This window comes from Mesorhizobium loti (assembly GCF_013170705.1).
GTDB lineage: Bacteria > Pseudomonadota > Alphaproteobacteria > Rhizobiales > Rhizobiaceae > Mesorhizobium > Mesorhizobium loti_D.
Window position 1 is genome coordinate 4,895,805 of sequence record NZ_CP033334.1, and the last position, 18,938, is coordinate 4,914,742.

Here is an 18,938-nt window from a genome sequence, read left to right on the forward strand (position 1 = left end):
GTCAGGAACGCTGCTGCCTGAGCATGGCGATGACCCGGTGGACGCTCTCCAGCGTCTCGTCGATCTCAGCCGCCGTGTTGTAGTGGGCGATGCCGATGCGCACGACGCCCTGTTCGGCTGGAATGCCGAGCTGGTGGACGATCTCCCAGGCGTAGTTGTGGCCCGACCACAGGAAGATGTTCTCGGCATTCATCTGCCGCACGATCGTCTCCGGTACGATGCCGTCGACGGTGAACGAAACCGTCGGCACACGATCGCCGAGCCGCTTCGGATCGGTGATGCCATGGATCGTCAGGCCCGAAATGCCGGACAGGCCATCGATCAGTCTTTGTGCCAGCGGGTTTTCATAGGCGATGGAAACTTCGAACGCCTTGGCGATCTTTTGCCTGCGCGAACCAGTCTCGCCCACCGCCGCGCCCAGCCCGGCAAAATGATCGACCGCCGCCGTGAGGCCGGCCATCAACTCGATCTGCGGCGTGCCAAGCTCGAATCGCTCCGGCAGGCCGTTGGACGAACAGCGGCATTTGTAGGGTTTCAGGCCTTCGATGACGTCCAGCCTGCCCCACAATATACCCATATGCGGGCCGAAGAATTTGTAGGCCGAGCAGATCAGAAAATCGCAGCCGAGGTGCTGCACGTCGATCAGGCCATGCGGCGCGAACTGCACGGCGTCGACATAGACCAGGGCGCCGGCTTGCTTTGCGATGGCAGTGAGCGACCTGACCCGGTTGATCGAGCCGGTCAGGTTGCTGGCGTAGTTCAATGCGACCAGCCGTGTCTTGTCGGAGAGCAGACCAGCCAGGGCCGCCTCTTCGACCTGCCAGCTCTGTTCATCGAATGGCAGCCAGCGCACGACGAGGCCAAGGTCCTCGGCCAGTTGCAGCCAGGGCGAGACATTGCCCTCGTGATCCATGCGGGTGAGGATGATCTCGTCGCCGGGCTTCAGTGAGCGGCCGAGCGTGCGCGACATATGATAGGTCAGCGTCGTCATGTTGGCGCCGATGATGATTTCCTCGGGGCTCGCGGCGCCAAGGAAATCGGCCATCGCCTGATGCGCCTCGTCGACCACGGCCTGGGCGGCGACCGTCGTTTCGAAATAGCCGCCGAGATTGGCATTGGTCGTGAGCAGGCAGCGCGATACCGCATCGGCGACGGCCTGGGGTACCTGCGTGCCGGCCGGGTTGTCGAGATAGATGCGGCGGCGTCCCTTGTCGCTCAGGGAAAGAGCGGGGAACTTTCCACGCACGGCCTCTATCGGAAAATCCACCATCGTCTCCACCCTTTGTTATTCCTCGATAATCCTGCCCCCTCCCGATCAGGGACAGGGATTGCCGACCCGCTGATGAACCGCATCCACCGCCTTTTGCATCTCTTCGGTCCAGACAACATCCACCGACGACAATGCCATTTCGAGTTGCGAAAGGGTTGTCGCGCCAATGATATTCGACGTGACGAAGGGCCGGCTCGAGACATAGGCGTTGGCGAACAGGGCCGGCTCAAGGCCAAAGGAGCGCGCCAGCTCATTGTATTCGAGCAGCACCGCGGCGGCATTCGGTGTCTCGTAGCGCTGGCCGCGATTGAACAGCTGCGAGCGTGAGCCCTGCGGGCGGGCGCCATGGTCGTATTTGCCGGTCAGATAGCCTTGCGCCAGCGGCGAATAGGCAAGCAATGAGACGTCTTCGCGCTCGCAGACCTCGGCGAGGTTCACCTCGAAGGTGCGGTTGACGAGATTGTAGGCGTTCTGGATTGAGTCCACGCGCGGGCCGATCCCCTTGTCGGCCTCTGAGAGGTAACGCATGACGCCCCAGGAACTTTCGTTCGACAGGCCGATGTGGCGGATCTTTCCTACCTTCACCAATTCATCGAAAACGCCAAGCGTCTCGGCGATCGGCGTTTTGTTGGCCGGTGCGCCGTCGGCATCGGCGCGCCGCGCCACCGCCCCGACACGCGTCGGGTTGGCGCCCCAGGGGATGTCCCGTTCCGGCCAGTGGATCTGGTAGAGATCGAGATAGTCGGTGCCGAGCTTGGCCAGCGACTTGTCGATGGCGTCAAGAATATCGGCGCGCACCAGTTGCGACGGCCTGTCGCCGCGAAACCATTTATTGGCCGTGCGACCGACGACCTTGGAGGCCAGGATCACCTTGTCGCGGTTGCCCTTGGCCTTCATCCAGCTGCCGATGATCTTTTCCGTCCGCCCCTGCGTCTCCGCCTTGGGCGGGATCGGATAGAGCTCGGCGGTGTCGATGAAATTGACGCCGCGCGAAAAAGCCAAATCCATCTGGGCGTGGCCCTCGGCTTCGGTGTTCTGCTGGCCCCAGGTCATCGAACCAAGGCAGATCTGGGTAACAAGAAGATCGGTCCGACCGAGACGGCGTTTGTGCATGAAATTCTGCTCCGGAGGGAAAGCGTGCGCGGGAGGCTGCATCTATAGGGAAAGCGACGGCGCTCTCCAAGCCTCGCCAGGCCGACTTTTGCGTGAACCAGCGCTGGTTGACTAGCGGCGAGCGCCGGCCACGGCGCGGCGCTTGGCCTCGTCGATCAGCATGTTGGCCACCTGCATACGGATCATGGCGCGCTGGCGCAGATGCGGGGCCACGCGATCGGGATGGTTGCTGAAAGCAAAGCTGCGGCGCATGCGGCCGAAATCGGCAACGCCCTTGGGCTTGTCCAGCCCGAGTTCGGCCGCGATCGATTCAGGATCGATGGGCGGCAGTTTTTCCTCAGGCTTGGGTTCCTCGCCGCCCAGGGCCAGTTTGGCGTGGTCGAGCAAGGCGGCGAATTCGCTCGCCAGATCAGCGCCGGCCTCGCGATATTCGGCGGCGGATACTTTTATGCGGCCGGAATGGAGTTCATCGGCAACCGAGAGATAGTCGAATGGAATGGAAGGACGCGCACCAGCCTCATCGCCCTCGATGCCGTCGCCCTTGTCGGAGGCAACGAAGAGGTCGTCGAGCAGCGAAGCGAAATCGCGCCTGGCGCTGGTAGCGATGTCAGCCTCCCCTTGCCCGACTGTCAGGTTCAAGGAACATAGAACCGGCTCGTTAAAAATACATGCCACCGATCTTAATGAATTTAGCCATTCGAAGGATCGCACAAGGCGCTCAAACAAAAAGCCGGACTGCACTTTCATGCAGTCCGGGAATTCGCCAGGAGTGGCGAGGAAAAACTGGCCATGAGCCAGCGTCGAAGCCTACGGTTCATGCAGCCCCAAAGTTTCACTGGGCTGCAAAAAGTTTGATGAAAATCATCCGGACATAGCAGGCATGCAAATGCTGCACTGCACAATCATCACGATTCACCTATATTGGCAGCCGTGGAGGACCAACCAGGAGCCTGAATCATGGGTTTCTTCACGGAAATGTTCGCCCGGCCGCGTCCACAGGAACATCTGAGATATCGCGCGGCGCTCGCGCTGCTTCATTCGATGAGCAATGCCGACCGCGCCGACATCGGCATAAAACCCGCCGATTTTCCGCGCATCGCCCGCGAGATGTCCATTCGCTAAGCAGCCTGCGAGATGTCCCGGATCGACCCGGGACATCTCGCAATTTTCATCCGCTCAACGCGATCCCAGGAATGTCGCCTTGCCCAGCGGCACGCCATTGTGGCGAAGGATGTCGTAAGCGGTGGTGAGGTGGAAGTAGAAGTTGGGCATGGCCACATGCAGCAGATACTGCATGCCGCCCAATGTCGTTTCGCGCCCGCCAAGCTTCAACTCGATCACCTTGTCGTCGGAACCGTTGATATCGGCGGCCGAGAACGTTGCCAGAAGCGCTAGCGTCTTGGCTATCCGCGCCTCGAGATCGGCAAAGCTTGCCTCATTGTCCTCGTATTTCGGCACCTCGCGGCCGGCAAGGCGCGACGGCGCCCCCTTGGCATGGTCGGTGGCAATCTGCACCTGCCGGGTCAGCGCGAACATGTCCGGCGCAAGCCGCGCCGTCAAAAACACCTGCGGGTCGATCTTGCGGTCAAGCGCGTTTTGTTCGGCAGCCGCCAGCACACTGGAAAGTGCTTTCAGCCTGGCTGAAAACACGGGCACGGATGCCTCATACATCGATATCGTCACGTCAACTCTCCTGTCCGGTCCGAGTGCCGGCGAAGGGACGTAGCGCCTGTGCGGACGATTCTTCAAGCGCCGCGGGCACCGCGTCACCACGCCGCCGCAATCACCGTGGTAGAATCTCCGTTATCGAGCGGAGATTCCCGATGAGACGCGTCCTTCTCGCAGCGACTTCCCTTCTCTCCCTTGCCATATCCGGCCAAACGGCGTTGGCCGCCGATGACGCCGTGCCCGAAGCGCCCTATGTCGACGACCGCTCGAGCGCCGAGGCGGTGATCCGCTCCCTCTACAGCGCCATCAGCCGGCACGAATTCGCCCGCGCCTGGGGTTACTACGGCGATACCAAGCCAGCCAAGGATTTCGACAGCTTCGTCAAAGGCTATGACGGCACCAACAAGGTGGAAGTCGCGACCGGTGCCATTTCGGACGAAGGTGCTGCAGGCAGCATCTTCTACAACGTCCCTGTCGCCATTCGTGCCACGGACAAGAGCGGCGGCGAGAAGGTCTTTGCCGGCTGCTACACGCTGCGCCAGGTGAATGCCCAGATCCAGGCGGCGCCGCCCTTTGATCCGATCCACATCGAAAAAGGCGCGTTGAAACCTTCGACCGCCGATTTCGAGAAAGCTGTGCCGCCAAGCTGCGGCGACGGTCCGCAGCCGCCCAAGAAGGACACGGCGCTGGAGCAGGCCAAGAAGGCTTTCCTGGCGACCTACGGCGACCAGTGCGACAAGGAGCTTCTGGCCAATGAGCCGGAGACTTTTTCGATCAAATACAAGGACAAGGATGCGCAGCCCGCCGACCCCGACAAGGAAACACGCCTCTTCCATTTCTCCTGCTCGGCCGCAGCCTACAATGAAAACTCCGTCTACTACATGAGCGACGATGTATCAGGGGTCCGGCAGTTGCAGTTCACCGAGCCCGAGATGGACATTCGCTACGTGAACAATGACAGCGAAGGCAAGGTCGAATCCATGCACATCGTCGGCTTCCTGACGACAGGGTGGGCGACCAATTCCGATTATGACAAGAATGCCCACACGATCACGACGTTCAACAAATGGCGCGGCGTCGGTGATGCCTCTTCATCGGGCACTTATCTGTTCCGCAATGGCGATTTCTCGCTGGTCCAGTATGATGTCGACGCGTCCTATGACGGCGAGGAAAACCCGCAGACGGTTGTCGACTACAACACCGCACCTTGAGCACCGGACGGCTTCAGGCCAGTCGATCAAGGCGCCTTCGACAGCATCCAATTGAGCGTTTCGCGCCAGTCGGCCATGCGGATTGGCGTGCCGTGGGTGCCGGTCTCGAAACGGACGAAGCGGGTTGGGTAGGTCTTCGATTTGGCCAGGATGGAGCGGAAGAACGCTTCCTGGTTCGCCACGGGAAAGACCACGTCATGGCTGCCTTGACCGAAGAAGACCGGCACGCGGCGTTTGAAGGCGGGGCTGGCAAAAAAGCTCTCGTCCCATAGCGATCCGAGCAGCAGCAAGCCATTTATGCGGCCGCCCGTGTCCTTGCGTCCGGCAAGCTTCCAGCACAGTGCACCACCCATTGAGCCGCAGGCGACGAAGATCTTCGCGCCAGGCGACTGTTCGGCATAGTGATCGATCAGAGCCGCGACCTGTGCGGCGCCCTTGTCGCCGAAATCGGGAAAATCCGGCGAGAGATAAAGACCGCCATTGCCGGCCATCAGGTTCTTGATGCGGTTGAAATTGCCGCCGAAGGTGAAGTCGTCGACCCCCTGCTTGCGGCTGCCGCCCTGCCCGTGGAGGTAGAGCACGATGATCGCAGCGCCTTGCGTCTTGCCGACGGCGACATGCCTGACATCGCCGGCATCGGTCTTCAACATCAGATCCTGCTGCACCTTGCGTACGCCGGCGTCGGTGTACTGCGGGTGCACGCGCTTTTCCGGCACCTCGTCACGCTGGTTGATGTCGCGCATCTCGCGATAGTCGATGACCGTATAGGCGCCGCCGTCGCCGCTGGATAATGTCGCCGGATAGGCGAAAAGATCATCCTTGAACGGTTTCAGTTCGAGAGCATGGGCGTAACCGACAGCGCAAAGAACAAACGCTGCGACCAGAAAGCCGTGGAATGGAGAGAGGGTACGAAAAGCCATAACGCAGGCATGCGTAATGGAACTCGGGTTTGTCAATCCTGCAGCACGCCGCCGGCGCCTTCGAGCGCTTCGCGGGTGTCGACATCGACAGACGCGCCCTCCCCAATCTCTACATCGATGACATCAAGCCCTTCGGCCTCGACCAGATGGCGAGCGCCGGTGTCGCCTTCGAGGTGGGCGATGGCCGGGAACAGCGAGCGCGGCAAAAGCACCGGATTGCCGCGCTTGCCCGCGTGCGAGGCGCGGACCACGGAATTGCCTCCGGCTCTACGGAAGGCATCGATCAACCGGTCGAGATCGTCCGACTCAACGCCAGGCATGTCGCCGAGAACGATCATCGCGGCGGCTGTGTCTTCGGGCAGATAGGCAATGCCGGCTTTCAGCGAGGTGGACAGGCCATCGGCGAAATCGGGATTGTCGGCGAAGGTGACGTCGAGGCCCGACAAGGCCGCGCGCACCCGTTCGCGCTGATGGCCGGTGACGACGATCGTGCCCGATACCTTCGAGCCAAGCGCGCGCTCGGCGGTGCGGCGCACCAGCGGCTTGCCATCGAACAGCGCCATTAGCTTGTTCGGTCCACCCATGCGGCTCGACCGACCAGCGGCAAGAAGCACGGCGGCAACCTTGAGATGGGTCTTGGCCGGCAGGGGTTCGCGCGGCTGCGGCCGCGTCGGGATTTCCATCAACAGTCCGCCGACCCCCATGCCGGCGATGTCCTTCGCGGTGACGTCGAGGCCGGCAACCAGACGGTCAAGCACCCAGTCGAAGCCGTTTTCCTTGGGGCTGCGGGCACAGCCGGGGGCGCCGATGACGCGCTTGCCGGCAAGGGTTCCCAGCACCAGAAGATTGCCGGGGTCGACAGGCATGCCGGCGCGGATGACAGTTCCACCGGCCATCTCGATCGCCGCCGGAACGACATCGGCGAAATCGCTCATGGCAGAAGCGCCGAAGATCACCACCATGTCGTTCTCGCGCGCCAGCAAGCGCGCGGCCTCCGCCACCGGCGCGATCTCATGCGGCGTGCGGCGCTCCGCCGTCAGCCTGCCGCCCGAACGCGCCAACCGTGCCTCGGTGACGCGCAGCGTCTTGTCGAGCACGCTGGGCTTGATGCCCGGCAGGACCGTCTGGATGACCCCGACGCGCACCGGCCGATAGGTATTGACGGCAAAGATCTCGCCGCTGGCGCAGATTTTAGCGACCGCATCGACCAGCGCGGAGCTGACTGCGAATGGGATGATCTTCACCGTTGCGACCATCTGCCCTTTTTCGACCGGCGCATGCCGCGCCAGCGTCGCAAGGGTGATGGCGGGATCGACGGCGTTGATGGCGTCGATCATCTCGGCATCGACCGTGAAGATGCCCGATGCCCTGGCGTGGAGATTGACCCGGCCGGTAGCGGCCGGCCTGACATCGATGCCGCTGAAAGTCATGCTCTCGGCAATTTTCTGCGCCGCGGCGTCCTCCCCGAGATCATCGGAGGAAAGCACGGCAGCGACGACCTGCGAGATACCTGCCCGCTTGAGCAGGGATACGTCTTCGGCACTCAATCTGTGCGCCTTGCGAAACCGCTTTTCGCCAGCGGTGGTGGCGTGCGCCAAGACCGCGCCTTCGGCCTCTTCAATGGCAACCGGACCGAATTTCACGCCACGGCGCCCGCAGGGCGCCGCGCGTCCGCTTGGACGCCCAAAGGACGCTCTGCCGCTTTGAACCTACGCATCGTGCTTCTCCAAAATCGATGCCGATCCTTGGGCCGATGCTGAGGCATCGAGGCCGCGCGAGCGGAAGGCGTAGATGGTCTGCGCCAGCACCGCGACAGCAATCTCGGCGGGGCTGGCGGCACCGATGTCGAGCCCTATCGGCGCATGAATGCGGGCGATCTGGTCGGCGCTCGCGCCCAGCGCCAGCAGGCGTTCGACGCGCTTTGCGTGCGTCTTGCGGCTGCCAAGCGCACCAACATAGAAGCAGTTGGCGTCGAGCGCCGCCTTCAACGCGAAGTCGTCGATCTTCGGGTCATGAGTGACGGCGGCAAGCGCCGTGTAACTGTCGAGTGGCTGGCGCTTCAGGACATCCTCCGGCCACTCGGCATGCAAGGCGATGTCGGGAAAGCGGTCCGATGTGGCGAAGGCCGTGCGCGGATCGATGATCTCCAGGGGATAGCCGGCGATCCTGGCCATCGGCGCCAGCGCCTGGCTGATATGGACGGCACCGATCACCACCAGGCGTGGTTGGGGCAGATGCGCATTGAGAAAGAAGGTTCGTCCTTCCGCCTCCACGGAACCGGAATTGCCCGATCGAAATGCCCTGGCGATCGCGGCTCCAAGATCGCCCGCGACGTGGTCGCCCTCGCGCACGATGCGGTCGCGGCCATCGCCGAGATCGGTGACGAGGATCGCCGCGCGGCGGGCGCGGCGCTCGGCGTTGAGCGTCTTCAGCGCGTAGGGATCCATTGGATTAGCCAAGCCTTTCCACATAAACCTTGATACGGCCACCGCAGGACAGGCCGACCTGCCAGGCGGTCTCGTCGGCAACGCCGAACTCCAGCATCCTGGCCTTGCCGGAGCCGATGACGTCGATCGCTTCGGTCACCACGGCGCCCTCCACGCAGCCGCCGGAGACAGAACCGTGGAAATTGCCGTCAGCATCGATGACAAGGTGGCTGCCGACGGGGCGTGGCGCCGAACCCCAGGTATCGACCACGGTCGCGATAGCGACATCCTTGCCGTCCTTCATCCAACCTTCCGCGATGATCAGCGGATCGCGGGCTTCATCGAGATAAAGACTGTCACTCATCGTTGCTTCTCTCAGGGTCTGTTTTTCCAAGGGCCGAGAAACATATGGCTATGCGGCGTGCCTCTCGCCAGCGTCAATCCATCGGCGCGGATCGACGGATTGCGCCGACGTCTTGTCGAGTGAAGCGCAGAGGTCGGCGAGCGCATCGAGATTGTGCACCGAGCGAAATTCGTCGACATGCGGCAGCATCGCCTTGACGCCGCGGGCGCGCGCCTGGAAACCATCAAAGCGCAGCAACGGGTTCAGCCAGATCAGCCGCCGGCAGGATTTGTGCAGCCGCTCCATCTCCTCCGAGAGGCCGGCGACATCGTCACGCTCCAGCCCGTCGGTTATCAGAAGCACCACCGCACCCTGTCCCAGCACGCGCCGCGACCATATCAGGTTGAACTCGGCCAGCGTGTCGCCGATGCGTGTGCCGCCGGACCAATCCTTGACCGCCATCGAACAGTCGGCAAGTGCGGCATCGGGATCGCGATGGCGCATCTGCCGGGTCAGGTTTGTCAGCCGCGTACCGAAGACGAAGGTGTGCACGCGCCGGCGCTTTTCCGTCAGGGCGTGCAGGAAATGCAGGAAGATGCGCGTGTACTGGCTCATCGAGCCGGAAATGTCGGCCAGCACCACCAGCGGCGGATGAACTTCGCGCGCTGAACGGAATTTCGGCAGGATCAATTCGCCGCCGGTGCGCGCGGCTGAGCGCATCATGGCGCGCGGATCAATGCGGCGGCCATGCGCGTCGGCCTTGAAGCGCCTTGTCCGCACCATGTCGACGGGCAGCCGCAGCTCGGTGATCGCCTTCCTGGCATCAGCCATCTCGGCTGCGTTCATCTGGGCGAAATCCTTGCCCCGCAGCACCTCGCTGCCGGAAAAGGTAAAGCGGGCATCGACCTCGATCTCAGGGACTTCCCGCGGTGGCTGGTTCTTCTGGTGGCCTTCGAACATCGCCTGACTGACACGGTTTTCGGCCGCGCGCGGCTTCTGCTTCTCGCTGACGTCGGGCGCCACAGGGGAAAACATCGCCAGCAATTTCTCGATCAGTTCGCGCGATTTCCAGAACAGCCGGAAGGCCTCGTCGAAGATCGGGTGATCCTCATGCCTGGACACCAGCACGGCATGCAGGGTCCAATAGAAATCGTCGCGCGAGCCGATGCCGGCGGCCAGAACCGCCTCGATGGCATCCTTGACCGAGGCCGGCCCGACCCGCATGCCGGCCTTGCGCAAGGTGCGGGCGAAATAGACGATGTTGTCGGCGATGCGCCCATCCGCCGTCGCCTCCGTGGGGTCGGCCTCTTTGAGGTAGGCACCCGGCGCCGTCATCGCGCTACTCCGCCGCCGCGAGCTCGGCCTTGACCTCGTCGAGGATGCGCCGGCCCTCGCCCGAACCGATGCGGGCAATGTCGTCCTGGTATTTCAACAGCACGCCGATCGTGTCGGATACGGTCTCCGGATCGAGCGCCACCTTGTCGAGTTCGGTCAGCGCGCCGGCCCAGTCTATGGTTTCCGCGACGCCCGGCACCTTGAACAGCTCGATCTGGCGCAGCTTCTGGATGAAGGAGACCACCTCCGCCGAAAGCCGCTGGTTGGCCCGAGGCACTTTGCGGCGCACGATCTCCAGTTCGCGCTCGGCATTGGGATAATCGACCCAATGATAGAGGCAGCGCCGCTTCAAAGCGTCGTGGATCTCGCGGGTGCGGTTGGTGGTAATGATGACGATCGGCGGCTCTTCCGCCTTGATGGTGCCGAGTTCGGGCACGGTCACCTGGTAGTCGGAGAGGATTTCGAGCAGGAAAGCCTCGAAGGCTTCGTCGGTGCGGTCGAGTTCGTCGATCAGAAAGACAGGCGCGGCACCTGCCTTGCCGGTCAGCGCATCGAGCACCGGGCGGCGAATAAGGTATTTTTCGGAGAAAACGTTGCGCTCCATGGCGGAGCGGTCGACCTTGCCGGCCGCCTCCTCCATGCGGATCTCGATCATCTGTGCGGCATAGTTCCACTCGTAGACGGCGGAGGAGACATCGAGCCCTTCATAGCACTGCAGCCGGATCAGCCGGCGGCCAAGCGCCTGCGCCAACACCTTGGCGATTTCGGTCTTGCCGACGCCGGCCTCGCCCTCCAGGAACAAGGGCCGGTTCATACGCAGCGACAGGAACAGCACGGTCGCCAGCGACCGGTCCGCCACATAGTCCGCTCCGGTCAAGAGATCGAGCGTCTCGTCGATCGTCCGCGGCACGGGGCGCGGTTTCAACTCGGTCATTCTTTCTCCGTGAACGCCGCCGCTCCGCTGTCCAGGATGTGATAGCCGCGGGCGTAGTAGATCAGCGGCCGCAAATTATCGCCCATGCGAAGGCCTGTCACCTTGCCAAAAAGCACACGATGGGTGGCCAGATCCTTGGTGTCGATCAATTCGCAGTCGAAGACCGCGAGCGCGCCCTTGAGCGTCGGCGCGCCGGTGGAAATCACATCCCATTCGCCGAGCGCGAAACGCTCCTCGACCGGCAGGCCGGTAATCCCGGAAAAGCCGATCGACAGCGGCTCCTGATGCGAAGCCAGCGTGTTCAAGGCAAACTTGCCGTTTTTCACGAACAGCTCATTCTTGGCATTTTCACGGTTGAGGCAGACCAGGATTGTCGGAGGGGTGTCCGACACGGAACAGGCGGCGATCACGGTGGTGCCGCGCTTGCCGGCAGGGCCGTCCGTCGTGACCACATGGACGTGACCGGCAAAATGGCTCATCGCGTCGCGATAGGCCTGCGGTCCAATGTCATTCTTCTTCAGCACAAGAACTTTTCCACAGCCAGAACCCCTACCGCTATATATGGCCAGACATGACATGCCACAAGCGAAGTGCTTGGCCCATATCCCTGAATTCGCGTGTTGCACCAAGGCCGGGCAGCCTTTAGGTCTTGGCGGTAATTGGCGCCCGCGCTGTCATCGCGGGTCTGGAGGAACTCTTCGGCAGGATGCGACCCGGGGCAACGATATCGGCCGCACTGGCCTGGCTGTTCCTGGCCGGCGGCGCCGGCGCACAGACGCTGACGATCGGCGTCGCCGCTCCCTTGTCGGGCCCATCGGCCATCCTCGGCAAACAGATCCAGGCCGGTGCCGGACTGGCGGCGCAGGCAAACGGCATTGAACTCAGGACCGAGGACGATGCCTGCACCGCCGATGGCGGTGCAGCCGCGGCCAGGGTTTTTGCCGCGGCCAAGGTCAGTGTCGTGGTCGGCTTCCTTTGCACCGAAGCCATCGAGGCGGCGATGCCGATCCTCAAGGACGCTAACATTCCGGTCATCACCGTCGGCGTGCGAACCGAGAGCCTGACCGACCGCCGCGCCAAGACCGGCTGGCCGGTCTATCGCCTCGGACCGCGCGGCGACGACGAGCGCAACGCCGTCGCCTCCACCCTCACCCGCCTATGGCAGAACGAGCTGTTCGCCATCATCGACGACGGCACCATCTACGGGCGCGAGATGGCGGAGACATTTCGCGCGGCCGCCGAGCAAGCGGCGCTGAAACCGGTGTTCGTCGACACGTTCCGGCCGCAGCTCGACAACCAGATTGGGATGATCGGGCGATTGAAGAAGGCCGGCGCCACGCATGTCTTTGCCGGCGGCGACGGCGACGACATCGCCATTATGGGCCGCGACGCAGCGCAGCTGCAAGCCGGCATCGTCTTTGCCGGCGGCGAAAACCTGCGCACGCCGCCCGCAGACGTGCCCTATGCGACCGGCACGCTGATGATCGCGCCGCCGGAATGGGCCGATGTCGCCGACGCAAAGGTGCTGGAAAGCTTCTCCGCGCGGAAAATCGTGCCGGACGGCTACACGCTGCCGGCCTATGCAGCGGTGGAGATCGCCAAGGCCGCATCGTCCTTGTCCGGGAGCTCGGGCGGGGCCCTCGCCGACGCGCTGACCGGTCGTGATTTCACCACGGCGATCGGGCCAGTCCGCTTCGACGCCAAGGGCGACCTCAGCCAGAGCCTCTACCGCGTCTTCCGCTTCGACGGCACGCGCTTCGTGCCCTTGGAAGGCAACTGATGTTCCGCACCGGCCCGCGCAATCTTATCACCGACGTTGCCGGCCTGCGCGTCGGCAACGCTTCCGACGCAAGGTTGAAGTCCGGCGTGACGACGGTGCTTTGCGACGAACCGGGGGTGGCCGGTGTCCAGATCCTGGGCGGCGCGCCGGGCACGCGCGAGACGGACCTGCTCGAACCCCACAATTCGGTCGAGGCGATCCATGCGGTGGTGCTGTCGGGAGGTTCGGCTTTCGGCCTTGATGCGGCGTCCGGCGTGCAGGCGGCGCTGCGCGAGCGCGGTACCGGCTTCGAGGTCGGCGGCTTTCGCGTGCCGATCGTGCCGGCGGCGATCCTGTTCGACCTTAGCAATGGCGGCGACAAGGACTGGGGCCGCTACCCCCCTTACCGCGACCTCGGCTATGAGGCAGCGCAATCCGCCGCCACCGATTTCCAGCTCGGCACGGTGGGCGCCGGCACCGGTGCGCTGACCGCGGGGCTGAAGGGCGGCCTGGGTTCGGCCTCGATGCTGCTCGATAGCGGCGTCACCATCGGCGCGCTGGCCGCCGTCAATCCGACCGGATCGGTGACCGTCGGCCGCACCCGCCATTTCTGGGCAGCACCCTTCGAAATTCTCGATGAATTCGGCGGGCTCGGTTATCCCTCGCCGATGCCCGACGATGCGAAGCGGATTTTGCTGAAATACCGCGACAATCAGGCAGGCATGCAGATGGAAACCGGCGGCAACACCACCATTGCCGTCATTGCGACGGACGCGATCCTCACCAAGGCGGCGGCGAAGCGCCTGGCCATGTCGGCGCATGACGGCTTCGTGCGCGCCATCTGGCCGACACATACGCCGGCCGATGGCGATCTCGTGTTTGCACTGGCGACGGGAACGAGCGGCATCCGGCTCGAAGCCGATACGGCAATCGACCTCTATGCCGCGGCCGGCGCCACCATGGCACGCGCCATCAGCCGCGGCGTGTTTGCCGCGACGCCAGCCGACAACGATCTGTTCCCGGTATGGTCGCGCCGGAGCTGACGGCGTCGATCAGGTCGGATCGGACTTTTCTTCCTCGAACGTCACCGCGACATCGGAATTCGCCGACAGCCAGACCTTCTTGCCGTCGACCTCGGCAACCAGGGCCAGGGGAATGTAGTGATGATGGCCCTTGTGAGCACCCTCGCCGCTGTCGGCCTTGGTCAGTTTGATACGCTGGCCGTCAACCTTGTCGACGGTGCCGACATGCACGCCATCGGCGCCGACGACTTCCATATGCTCACGGATCTTGCTTGTGTCGGTCATGGTGGTTCTCCATTGGGACTGCCGACAATAACAAATGACAAGCCGTTTGGATGCATTGGCTTTCAACCCGCACGACGTTTTGATTCGGTCGTGCTAGGGATTGAACGATCGCGGCCGTCGGAGTGAAACCATGCGACTGCTTTTCCTGTTTGCCGTTTCCCTGGCCGTGCAGTTTGCGGCGTCGATCGTCGCCCAGGCCGGCGATGTCGCCGAGCTTGAAATCCTTGGCTTCACCAAGGACGGCGGCGTGTTCGCCTTCGAGGAATATGGCGTCCAAGACGGGTCGGGCTTTCCCTATGCCAACCGCTATTACATCGACACGAGCAATGACAGCTTTCTCAAGGGCACCCCAATCAGGGTCCGGCTTGACGACGAGAATGCCACGCTCGACACCGCCCGCCTCCAGGTCCGGCAAAAGGGCGAGGCCATTGTCAGTCAGACCGAGCTGAGCGCCAATCGCGGCATCACCGCCGGCTTCAACCCGGTGACCGAGCTTTCGGCGGATCCGCACCGCATGGTGGTAAATCCGCGGCCGATCTTCTCTCCGGTCGACCAGCCGCTCGAGTTCCGGCTGGACGAGATCGGCATGAACAATACCGAAGGCTGCCAGAGCCAGGGCGAGATCAATGGCTTCAGGCTGCTGCGCATCGAAGCGCAGGACGGCGGTACCACCAAATTGCTGCATGAAGACAAGTCGATCCCCAAGAGTCGGGGATGTCCGAACGGCTACCGCATCGGCGCGGTGCAGACATTCTCGATGGACAGCCTCAGCGCCTATGCGGTGCTGATCGCGGTGCGCCAATACGGCTTCGAGGGGCCGGACTATCGCTGGATCGCGGTGACCGGCCGCCTGTGACACCGCCTGTTCAACTCGCCACGTCCAACCGTGCCCTCGCCCGCTTTCGCCACGCGACACCAACGCCGCGCACGGCCCTTCTCGGTGCCCTCCTGTGGGCTGCCACAATGGGCGCCAGCGCGCTCGTCAATCTGTCGTTGCTGGATAGTTGGGTGACGCCGGACAAAATCCGCAAAGTGTCGCTGCTGTTCGCGGGCGGCGGCGCCCTGGCCTTTCCGGTTGGCCTGTTCGCGGCACGGCTGGTCTCGCTCGGAAGGGGCTGGGAGGTCGCCTTCGCGGCAGCAATGGTGTGCCTTGCGGTCGTGACGATCGGGCTGACCGCCGGGCTCTATGCCTTGCAGTACCGGTCCTACTATGCCGAATGGCATGCGCCCGTCTTCACTCTCACCTGGGGGCTTCAGTTCGCCTTCACAATGGCGGTGGCGCTCTACCAGTTCGTTGTGCTGGGCATCCGGCTCTATTTTCCGCTTGGGTTCATCGCCTTGTTTGCCGCCAGCCTCTGGTTTGCGCGGCAGCGGCGTTGAGCATTTCGTCCGCCTCTGTTAGGACGCGGGCTAACCCGGAGCGGTTCAGCGTTTGGTAGAACCGCCGACCCGCTCTACTCCTTCTTTTTCGCAATTCCGGACGGAAAACCGCTGCGAACGTTTCCTGGATTGCTCTAGATACATCAGGACTGACCGATGATCCCTCGCTATTCCCGGCCGGAAATGGTCGCCATCTGGTCGCCCGAAACCCGGTTTCGCATCTGGTTCGAAATCGAGGCTCATGCTTGCGATGCGTTGGCCGAACTCGGCGTCATTCCCAAGGAAGCGGCAAAAACCATCTGGGAGAAGGGCAATGCCGCGAAATTCGACGTGGAGAAGATCGACGAGATCGAGCGCGTCACCAAGCATGACGTGATCGCCTTCCTGACCCATCTTGCCGAATTCGTTGGACCGGACGCGCGTTTCATCCACCAGGGCATGACGTCTTCGGATGTGCTGGACACCTGCTTTGCCGTCCAGCTTACCCGCGCCAGCGACATTCTGCTCGCTGACATTGACGGCCTGCTTGCGGCCCTCAAGCGCCGTGCCTTCGAGCACAAGGATACCGTCACCATCGGCCGCAGCCACGGCATCCATGCCGAGCCGACAACCTTCGGCATCAAGCTGGCGCAGGCCTATGCCGAATTCTCGCGCTGCCGCGAGCGGCTGGTGCATGCGCGGGAAGATATCGCTACCTGCGCCATTTCCGGGGCGGTCGGCACCTTCGCCAACATCGAACCCTATGTCGAGGAGCATGTTGCGGCGAAGCTCGGGCTGAAGCCGGAACCGGTGTCGACGCAAGTGATCCCGCGCGACCGCCATGCCATGTTCTTTGCCACGCTCGGTGTCATCGCCTCATCGATGGAGCGGCTGGCAACCGAGATCCGACATCTGCAGCGTACCGAGGTGCTGGAAGCGGAAGAGTATTTTTCGCCGGGCCAGAAAGGCTCGTCGGCGATGCCGCACAAGCGCAATCCGGTACTGACGGAAAACCTCACCGGCCTTGCCCGCATGGTGCGCTCCATGGCGCTGCCGGCGATGGAGGACGTGGCGCTCTGGCATGAGCGCGACATCTCGCACTCGTCGGTCGAGCGCATGATCGGGCCGGACGCCACCGTGACGCTGGATTTCGCGCTGTCACGCCTGACCGGTGTCATCGAAAAGCTGGTCGTCTATCCCGAGAACATGCTGAAGAACATGAACAAGTTCCGCGGCCTGGTGCATTCGCAGCGCGTGATGCTGGCGCTGACGCAGGCCGGCCTGTCGCGCGAGGATTCCTACCGGCTGGTGCAACGCAACGCCATGAAGGTGTGGGAACAAGGCGCTGATTTTCTTGAGGAACTTTTGGCCGACAGGGAAGTCACCGCCGCGCTTCCCGAGGCGGAAATCCGCGAGAAATTCGATCTTGGCTATCACACCAAGCATGTCGACACGATCTTCAGGCGGGTGTTCGGGAAAGCTTGAGGCGAGCTTTCCTTCTCCCCGTCACCATGCAGGGAGAAGGTGCCGGCAGGCGGACGAGGGGCGGCGCCTACTTTGGCGACCGTCGCACCTACTGCCCTTTGACAATATCAAACCTCGGCGCTGCCCCTCATTGCCCTGCCGGGCATTTCTCCCCATATGGTGACGGGGAGAACGACGCTTTACCTAAGTCAAATCAGGCCTTTCCAGGCACAGTCCTGATCACCGTGCCCCAGGGATCCTCGCGGGTCGTTTCGCCGGTGACATTGTCCGAACGCATCTCGACCCAGGCAAGGCCCGAGCGGGCCGGGTCGCGGCGGCCGGCGCCGGCGCTTTGCCAGGCATTGGCGCCGATGTGGTGGTGGTAATGGCCTGACGACAGGAACACCGCCTGACCGCCATATTTGGCCACCGTGTCGAAGCCGAATTCCTGGTTCCACCAGGCTTCGGCCTCTTCCGGCCTGCCGACGCGCAGGTGGACATGGCCGACAATGCTGTTCTCCGGCGCACCTTGCCAGCCCGCATCGCCCGCTGGCACTTCGCCAACGACCGCAGGAATATTCAACCGCTCCGTCGCCATGGCGATCTTGTCACCATTCCATTTCCAGTCCTGCGGACGGCGGTCGGCATAGATTTCGATGCCGTTGCCTTCGGGATCGGTCAGGTACAGCGCTTCGCTGACCAGATGATCCGAAGCGCCCTCGATGGCGATCTTGTCTGATATGGCATGGTTGATCCAGCGGCCGAGATCGGCACGGCTGGGCAGCAGGAAGGCCGTGTGGAACAGGCCGGCGCTGCGCGGATCGTCCGGCTTGGCGGAAGCATCCGGCTCCAGCACCAGCAACGGTCGGTTGGCGGCGCCGAGCGTGATCGCGCCATCGGCACGGCTCAATTCCTGAAGGCCGACGACCCGGCGGTAATAGGCAGCGAGGCTTTCGGCATCGCGCGCCTTCAGCCCGACGCGGGCAACGCTCACAGGCGTGGTGGCGGCAAAGGGCAGTTCACTCATCATTGTCTCCGTTGCGGCAACGCTTGGTGAAACTCCCAAAGCCAGGAGCCCGGCGCCGCCGATCATTGTACGTCGTGTCAGTGCCAAAATCCCGGTCCTCCACGGCTGTTTTCTCTCAATCGACAGATCGTCGATCTCGATCGTTCACACAAGACAGCGAAAAGCGAACATGGTGTTCACCATTCCAGCTCAAGAGCTTGCCCGTCGATGGTTGCATGAGACAATCGCGCTCGCTATCTCAGCGCCATGAAAGTCAAAGACGCAGATATTTTGATCGTTCCGGGCTACACCAATTCCGGACCCGAGCATTGGCAGACCCGCTGGGAGTCGAAACTGTCGACGGCGCGCCGCGTCGAGCAGGCGGAGTGGTCGAAGCCGGTGCGCGAGGACTGGACGGCGAGCGTGGCCAAAGCGGTCAACGAGGCCGAGAGGCCTGTCGTCATCGTCGCGCATTCGCTGGGCGTGGCCGCGGCCGTGCAGGCCATACCGCAATTCGTGAAACCGGTCGCCGGGGCCTTCTTCGTGGCGCCGCCCGATGTCGCCAACCCCAAGCTCAAGCCGAAGCACCTGATGACCTTCGGTCCCTATCCGCGCGAGCCGCTGCCCTTCCCTTCGATCCTGATTGCCAGTCGCAACGATCCGTTCTGCGCCTTCGATGTCGCCGAGGACATTGCCGGCGCCTGGGGTTCGCTGTTCATCGATGCCGGCGAGACCGGCCATCTCAATGCGGATTCAGGCTTTGGCCCGTGGCCAGAGGGATCGATGACCTTCGCCAAGTTCCTGACCGACCTGAAGGCTTAGC

At 63.0% G+C, this 18,938-nt stretch carries 21 protein-coding genes; 8 read left to right on the plus strand and 13 right to left on the minus strand.

Translation table 11 applies throughout. The annotated features are described in order from the left end of the window. Position 1: 1 nt before the first annotated feature. From EB815_RS23990 to EB815_RS24000, 3 genes are all read right to left on the minus strand, one after another. Positions 2–1,270: a cysteine desulfurase-like protein gene (locus tag EB815_RS23990; protein WP_056562151.1), complete on the minus strand. Its 1,269-nt coding sequence runs from the start codon at positions 1,268–1,270 to the stop codon at positions 2–4. A gap of 45 nt (positions 1,271–1,315) precedes the next feature. Further along, a complete protein-coding gene (locus EB815_RS23995) occupies positions 1,316–2,383 on the minus strand; it encodes an aldo/keto reductase (protein ID WP_056562153.1) in 1,068 nt (355 codons plus the stop codon). A gap of 111 nt (positions 2,384–2,494) precedes the next feature. Further along, positions 2,495–2,956 carry a hypothetical protein gene (locus EB815_RS24000; RefSeq protein WP_081294796.1) on the minus strand — a complete coding sequence of 154 codons (462 nt, stop codon included), beginning with the start codon at positions 2,954–2,956 and terminating at the stop codon, positions 2,495–2,497. 384 nt (positions 2,957–3,340) lie between these two features. Here EB815_RS24000 and EB815_RS24005 point away from each other — a divergent pair, with 384 nt between their 5' ends. Further along, entirely contained in the window at positions 3,341–3,505 is a 165-nt protein-coding gene (locus EB815_RS24005; protein ID WP_081294723.1) for a hypothetical protein, read from the plus strand. Positions 3,506–3,559: 54 nt separating this feature from the next. Here the strand turns inward: EB815_RS24005 and EB815_RS24010 are convergent, their stop codons facing one another. Next, positions 3,560–4,066, minus strand: a complete 507-nt coding sequence (locus EB815_RS24010) for a DUF1993 domain-containing protein (RefSeq protein ID WP_056562156.1) — start codon at positions 4,064–4,066, stop codon at positions 3,560–3,562. Positions 4,067–4,206: 140 nt separating this feature from the next. Between EB815_RS24010 and EB815_RS24015 the strand changes: the two genes are divergently transcribed. Then, positions 4,207–5,262 (plus strand): DUF1176 domain-containing protein, encoded by a 1,056-nt coding sequence (locus EB815_RS24015; RefSeq protein WP_056562159.1) that lies wholly within the window; start codon positions 4,207–4,209, stop codon positions 5,260–5,262. A 26-nt stretch (positions 5,263–5,288) separates the two neighbouring features. On the opposite strand, the gene EB815_RS24020 is transcribed toward EB815_RS24015, so the two are convergent. From EB815_RS24020 to EB815_RS24050, 7 genes are all read right to left on the minus strand, one after another. Further along, entirely contained in the window at positions 5,289–6,182 is an 894-nt protein-coding gene (locus EB815_RS24020; protein WP_056562162.1) for an alpha/beta hydrolase family protein, read from the minus strand. Between the two features lie 32 nt (positions 6,183–6,214). Then, complete coding sequence (locus tag EB815_RS24025; protein WP_056562165.1) at positions 6,215–7,825, minus strand: NTP transferase domain-containing protein; 1,611 nt, start codon at positions 7,823–7,825, stop codon at positions 6,215–6,217. A 66-nt stretch (positions 7,826–7,891) separates the two neighbouring features. Further along, positions 7,892–8,629, minus strand: a complete 738-nt coding sequence (locus EB815_RS24030) for an XdhC family protein (protein WP_056562170.1) — start codon at positions 8,627–8,629, stop codon at positions 7,892–7,894. Positions 8,630–8,633: 4 nt separating this feature from the next. After that, positions 8,634–8,972: an XdhC family protein gene (locus tag EB815_RS24035; protein WP_056562173.1), complete on the minus strand. Its 339-nt coding sequence runs from the start codon at positions 8,970–8,972 to the stop codon at positions 8,634–8,636. 48 nt (positions 8,973–9,020) lie between these two features. Continuing rightward, the gene (locus tag EB815_RS24040) at positions 9,021–10,286 is read right to left on the minus strand and encodes a vWA domain-containing protein (protein WP_056562175.1); all 1,266 of its coding nucleotides are present in this window, start codon (positions 10,284–10,286) and stop codon (positions 9,021–9,023) included. 4 nt (positions 10,287–10,290) lie between these two features. Beyond that, positions 10,291–11,220 carry an AAA family ATPase gene (locus tag EB815_RS24045; protein WP_056562179.1) on the minus strand — a complete coding sequence of 310 codons (930 nt, stop codon included), beginning with the start codon at positions 11,218–11,220 and terminating at the stop codon, positions 10,291–10,293. After that, entirely contained in the window at positions 11,217–11,744 is a 528-nt protein-coding gene (locus EB815_RS24050) for a flavin reductase (RefSeq protein ID WP_056562182.1), read from the minus strand. Before EB815_RS24050 ends, EB815_RS24045 begins: the two co-directional genes overlap by 4 nt. Before the next feature lie 182 nt (positions 11,745–11,926). On the opposite strand from EB815_RS24050, the gene EB815_RS24055 reads away from it, so the two are divergent. Beyond that, positions 11,927–13,000: a branched-chain amino acid ABC transporter substrate-binding protein gene (locus EB815_RS24055; protein WP_081294795.1), complete on the plus strand. Its 1,074-nt coding sequence runs from the start codon at positions 11,927–11,929 to the stop codon at positions 12,998–13,000. Then, a complete protein-coding gene (locus EB815_RS24060) occupies positions 13,000–14,022 on the plus strand; it encodes a P1 family peptidase (protein ID WP_056562185.1) in 1,023 nt (340 codons plus the stop codon). The genes EB815_RS24055 and EB815_RS24060 overlap by 1 nt, the downstream gene beginning before the upstream one ends. Before the next feature lie 9 nt (positions 14,023–14,031). On the opposite strand, the gene EB815_RS24065 is transcribed toward EB815_RS24060, so the two are convergent. Beyond that, entirely contained in the window at positions 14,032–14,286 is a 255-nt protein-coding gene (locus EB815_RS24065) for a DUF2171 domain-containing protein (protein WP_027051645.1), read from the minus strand. 130 nt (positions 14,287–14,416) lie between these two features. Between EB815_RS24065 and EB815_RS24070 the strand changes: the two genes are divergently transcribed. The 3 genes from EB815_RS24070 to purB all read left to right on the plus strand — a co-directional run bounded on the left by EB815_RS24070 (position 14,417) and on the right by purB (position 17,130). Beyond that, positions 14,417–15,142 carry a DUF2259 domain-containing protein gene (locus tag EB815_RS24070; protein WP_056562188.1) on the plus strand — a complete coding sequence of 242 codons (726 nt, stop codon included), beginning with the start codon at positions 14,417–14,419 and terminating at the stop codon, positions 15,140–15,142. 107 nt (positions 15,143–15,249) lie between these two features. Then, the gene (locus EB815_RS24075) at positions 15,250–15,666 is read left to right on the plus strand and encodes a hypothetical protein (protein WP_081294722.1); all 417 of its coding nucleotides are present in this window, start codon (positions 15,250–15,252) and stop codon (positions 15,664–15,666) included. A gap of 156 nt (positions 15,667–15,822) precedes the next feature. Further along, complete coding sequence (gene purB / locus EB815_RS24080; protein ID WP_081294721.1) at positions 15,823–17,130, plus strand: adenylosuccinate lyase; 1,308 nt, start codon at positions 15,823–15,825, stop codon at positions 17,128–17,130. 193 nt (positions 17,131–17,323) lie between these two features. Here the strand turns inward: purB and EB815_RS24085 are convergent, their stop codons facing one another. Beyond that, positions 17,324–18,136, minus strand: a complete 813-nt coding sequence (locus tag EB815_RS24085) for a VOC family protein (RefSeq protein WP_056565395.1) — start codon at positions 18,134–18,136, stop codon at positions 17,324–17,326. 246 nt (positions 18,137–18,382) lie between these two features. Between EB815_RS24085 and EB815_RS24090 the strand changes: the two genes are divergently transcribed. Continuing rightward, on the plus strand, positions 18,383–18,937 hold the full coding sequence (locus EB815_RS24090) for an RBBP9/YdeN family alpha/beta hydrolase (protein ID WP_056562199.1): 555 nt from the start codon (positions 18,383–18,385) through the stop codon (positions 18,935–18,937). The last annotated feature ends 1 nt before the right edge of the window (position 18,938 follow it).

Excerpts from the sequence above, each read along its gene's own strand:
- EB815_RS24090 (WP_056562199.1), top strand. The coding sequence starts at position 18,383 with ATGAAAGTCAAAGACGCAGATATTTTGATCGTTCCGGGCTACACCAAT.
- EB815_RS24045 (WP_056562179.1), bottom strand. The coding sequence starts at position 11,220 with ATGACCGAGTTGAAACCGCGCCCCGTGCCGCGGACGATCGACGAGACG.
- EB815_RS24015 (WP_056562159.1), top strand. The coding sequence starts at position 4,207 with ATGAGACGCGTCCTTCTCGCAGCGACTTCCCTTCTCTCCCTTGCCATA.
- EB815_RS24065 (WP_027051645.1), bottom strand. The coding sequence starts at position 14,286 with ATGACCGACACAAGCAAGATCCGTGAGCATATGGAAGTCGTCGGCGCC.
- EB815_RS23995 (WP_056562153.1), bottom strand. The coding sequence starts at position 2,383 with ATGCACAAACGCCGTCTCGGTCGGACCGATCTTCTTGTTACCCAGATC.
- EB815_RS24085 (WP_056565395.1), bottom strand. The coding sequence starts at position 18,136 with ATGAGTGAACTGCCCTTTGCCGCCACCACGCCTGTGAGCGTTGCCCGC.
- EB815_RS24040 (WP_056562175.1), bottom strand. The coding sequence starts at position 10,286 with ATGACGGCGCCGGGTGCCTACCTCAAAGAGGCCGACCCCACGGAGGCG.
- EB815_RS24020 (WP_056562162.1), bottom strand. The coding sequence starts at position 6,182 with ATGGCTTTTCGTACCCTCTCTCCATTCCACGGCTTTCTGGTCGCAGCG.
- purB (WP_081294721.1), top strand. The coding sequence starts at position 15,823 with ATGATCCCTCGCTATTCCCGGCCGGAAATGGTCGCCATCTGGTCGCCC.
- EB815_RS24060 (WP_056562185.1), top strand. The coding sequence starts at position 13,000 with ATGTTCCGCACCGGCCCGCGCAATCTTATCACCGACGTTGCCGGCCTG.
- EB815_RS24070 (WP_056562188.1), top strand. The coding sequence starts at position 14,417 with ATGCGACTGCTTTTCCTGTTTGCCGTTTCCCTGGCCGTGCAGTTTGCG.
- EB815_RS24035 (WP_056562173.1), bottom strand. The coding sequence starts at position 8,972 with ATGAGTGACAGTCTTTATCTCGATGAAGCCCGCGATCCGCTGATCATC.
- EB815_RS24030 (WP_056562170.1), bottom strand. The coding sequence starts at position 8,629 with ATGGATCCCTACGCGCTGAAGACGCTCAACGCCGAGCGCCGCGCCCGC.
- EB815_RS24075 (WP_081294722.1), top strand. The coding sequence starts at position 15,250 with ATGGGCGCCAGCGCGCTCGTCAATCTGTCGTTGCTGGATAGTTGGGTG.
- EB815_RS24055 (WP_081294795.1), top strand. The coding sequence starts at position 11,927 with ATGCGACCCGGGGCAACGATATCGGCCGCACTGGCCTGGCTGTTCCTG.
- EB815_RS23990 (WP_056562151.1), bottom strand. The coding sequence starts at position 1,270 with ATGGTGGATTTTCCGATAGAGGCCGTGCGTGGAAAGTTCCCCGCTCTT.
- EB815_RS24005 (WP_081294723.1), top strand. The coding sequence starts at position 3,341 with ATGGGTTTCTTCACGGAAATGTTCGCCCGGCCGCGTCCACAGGAACAT.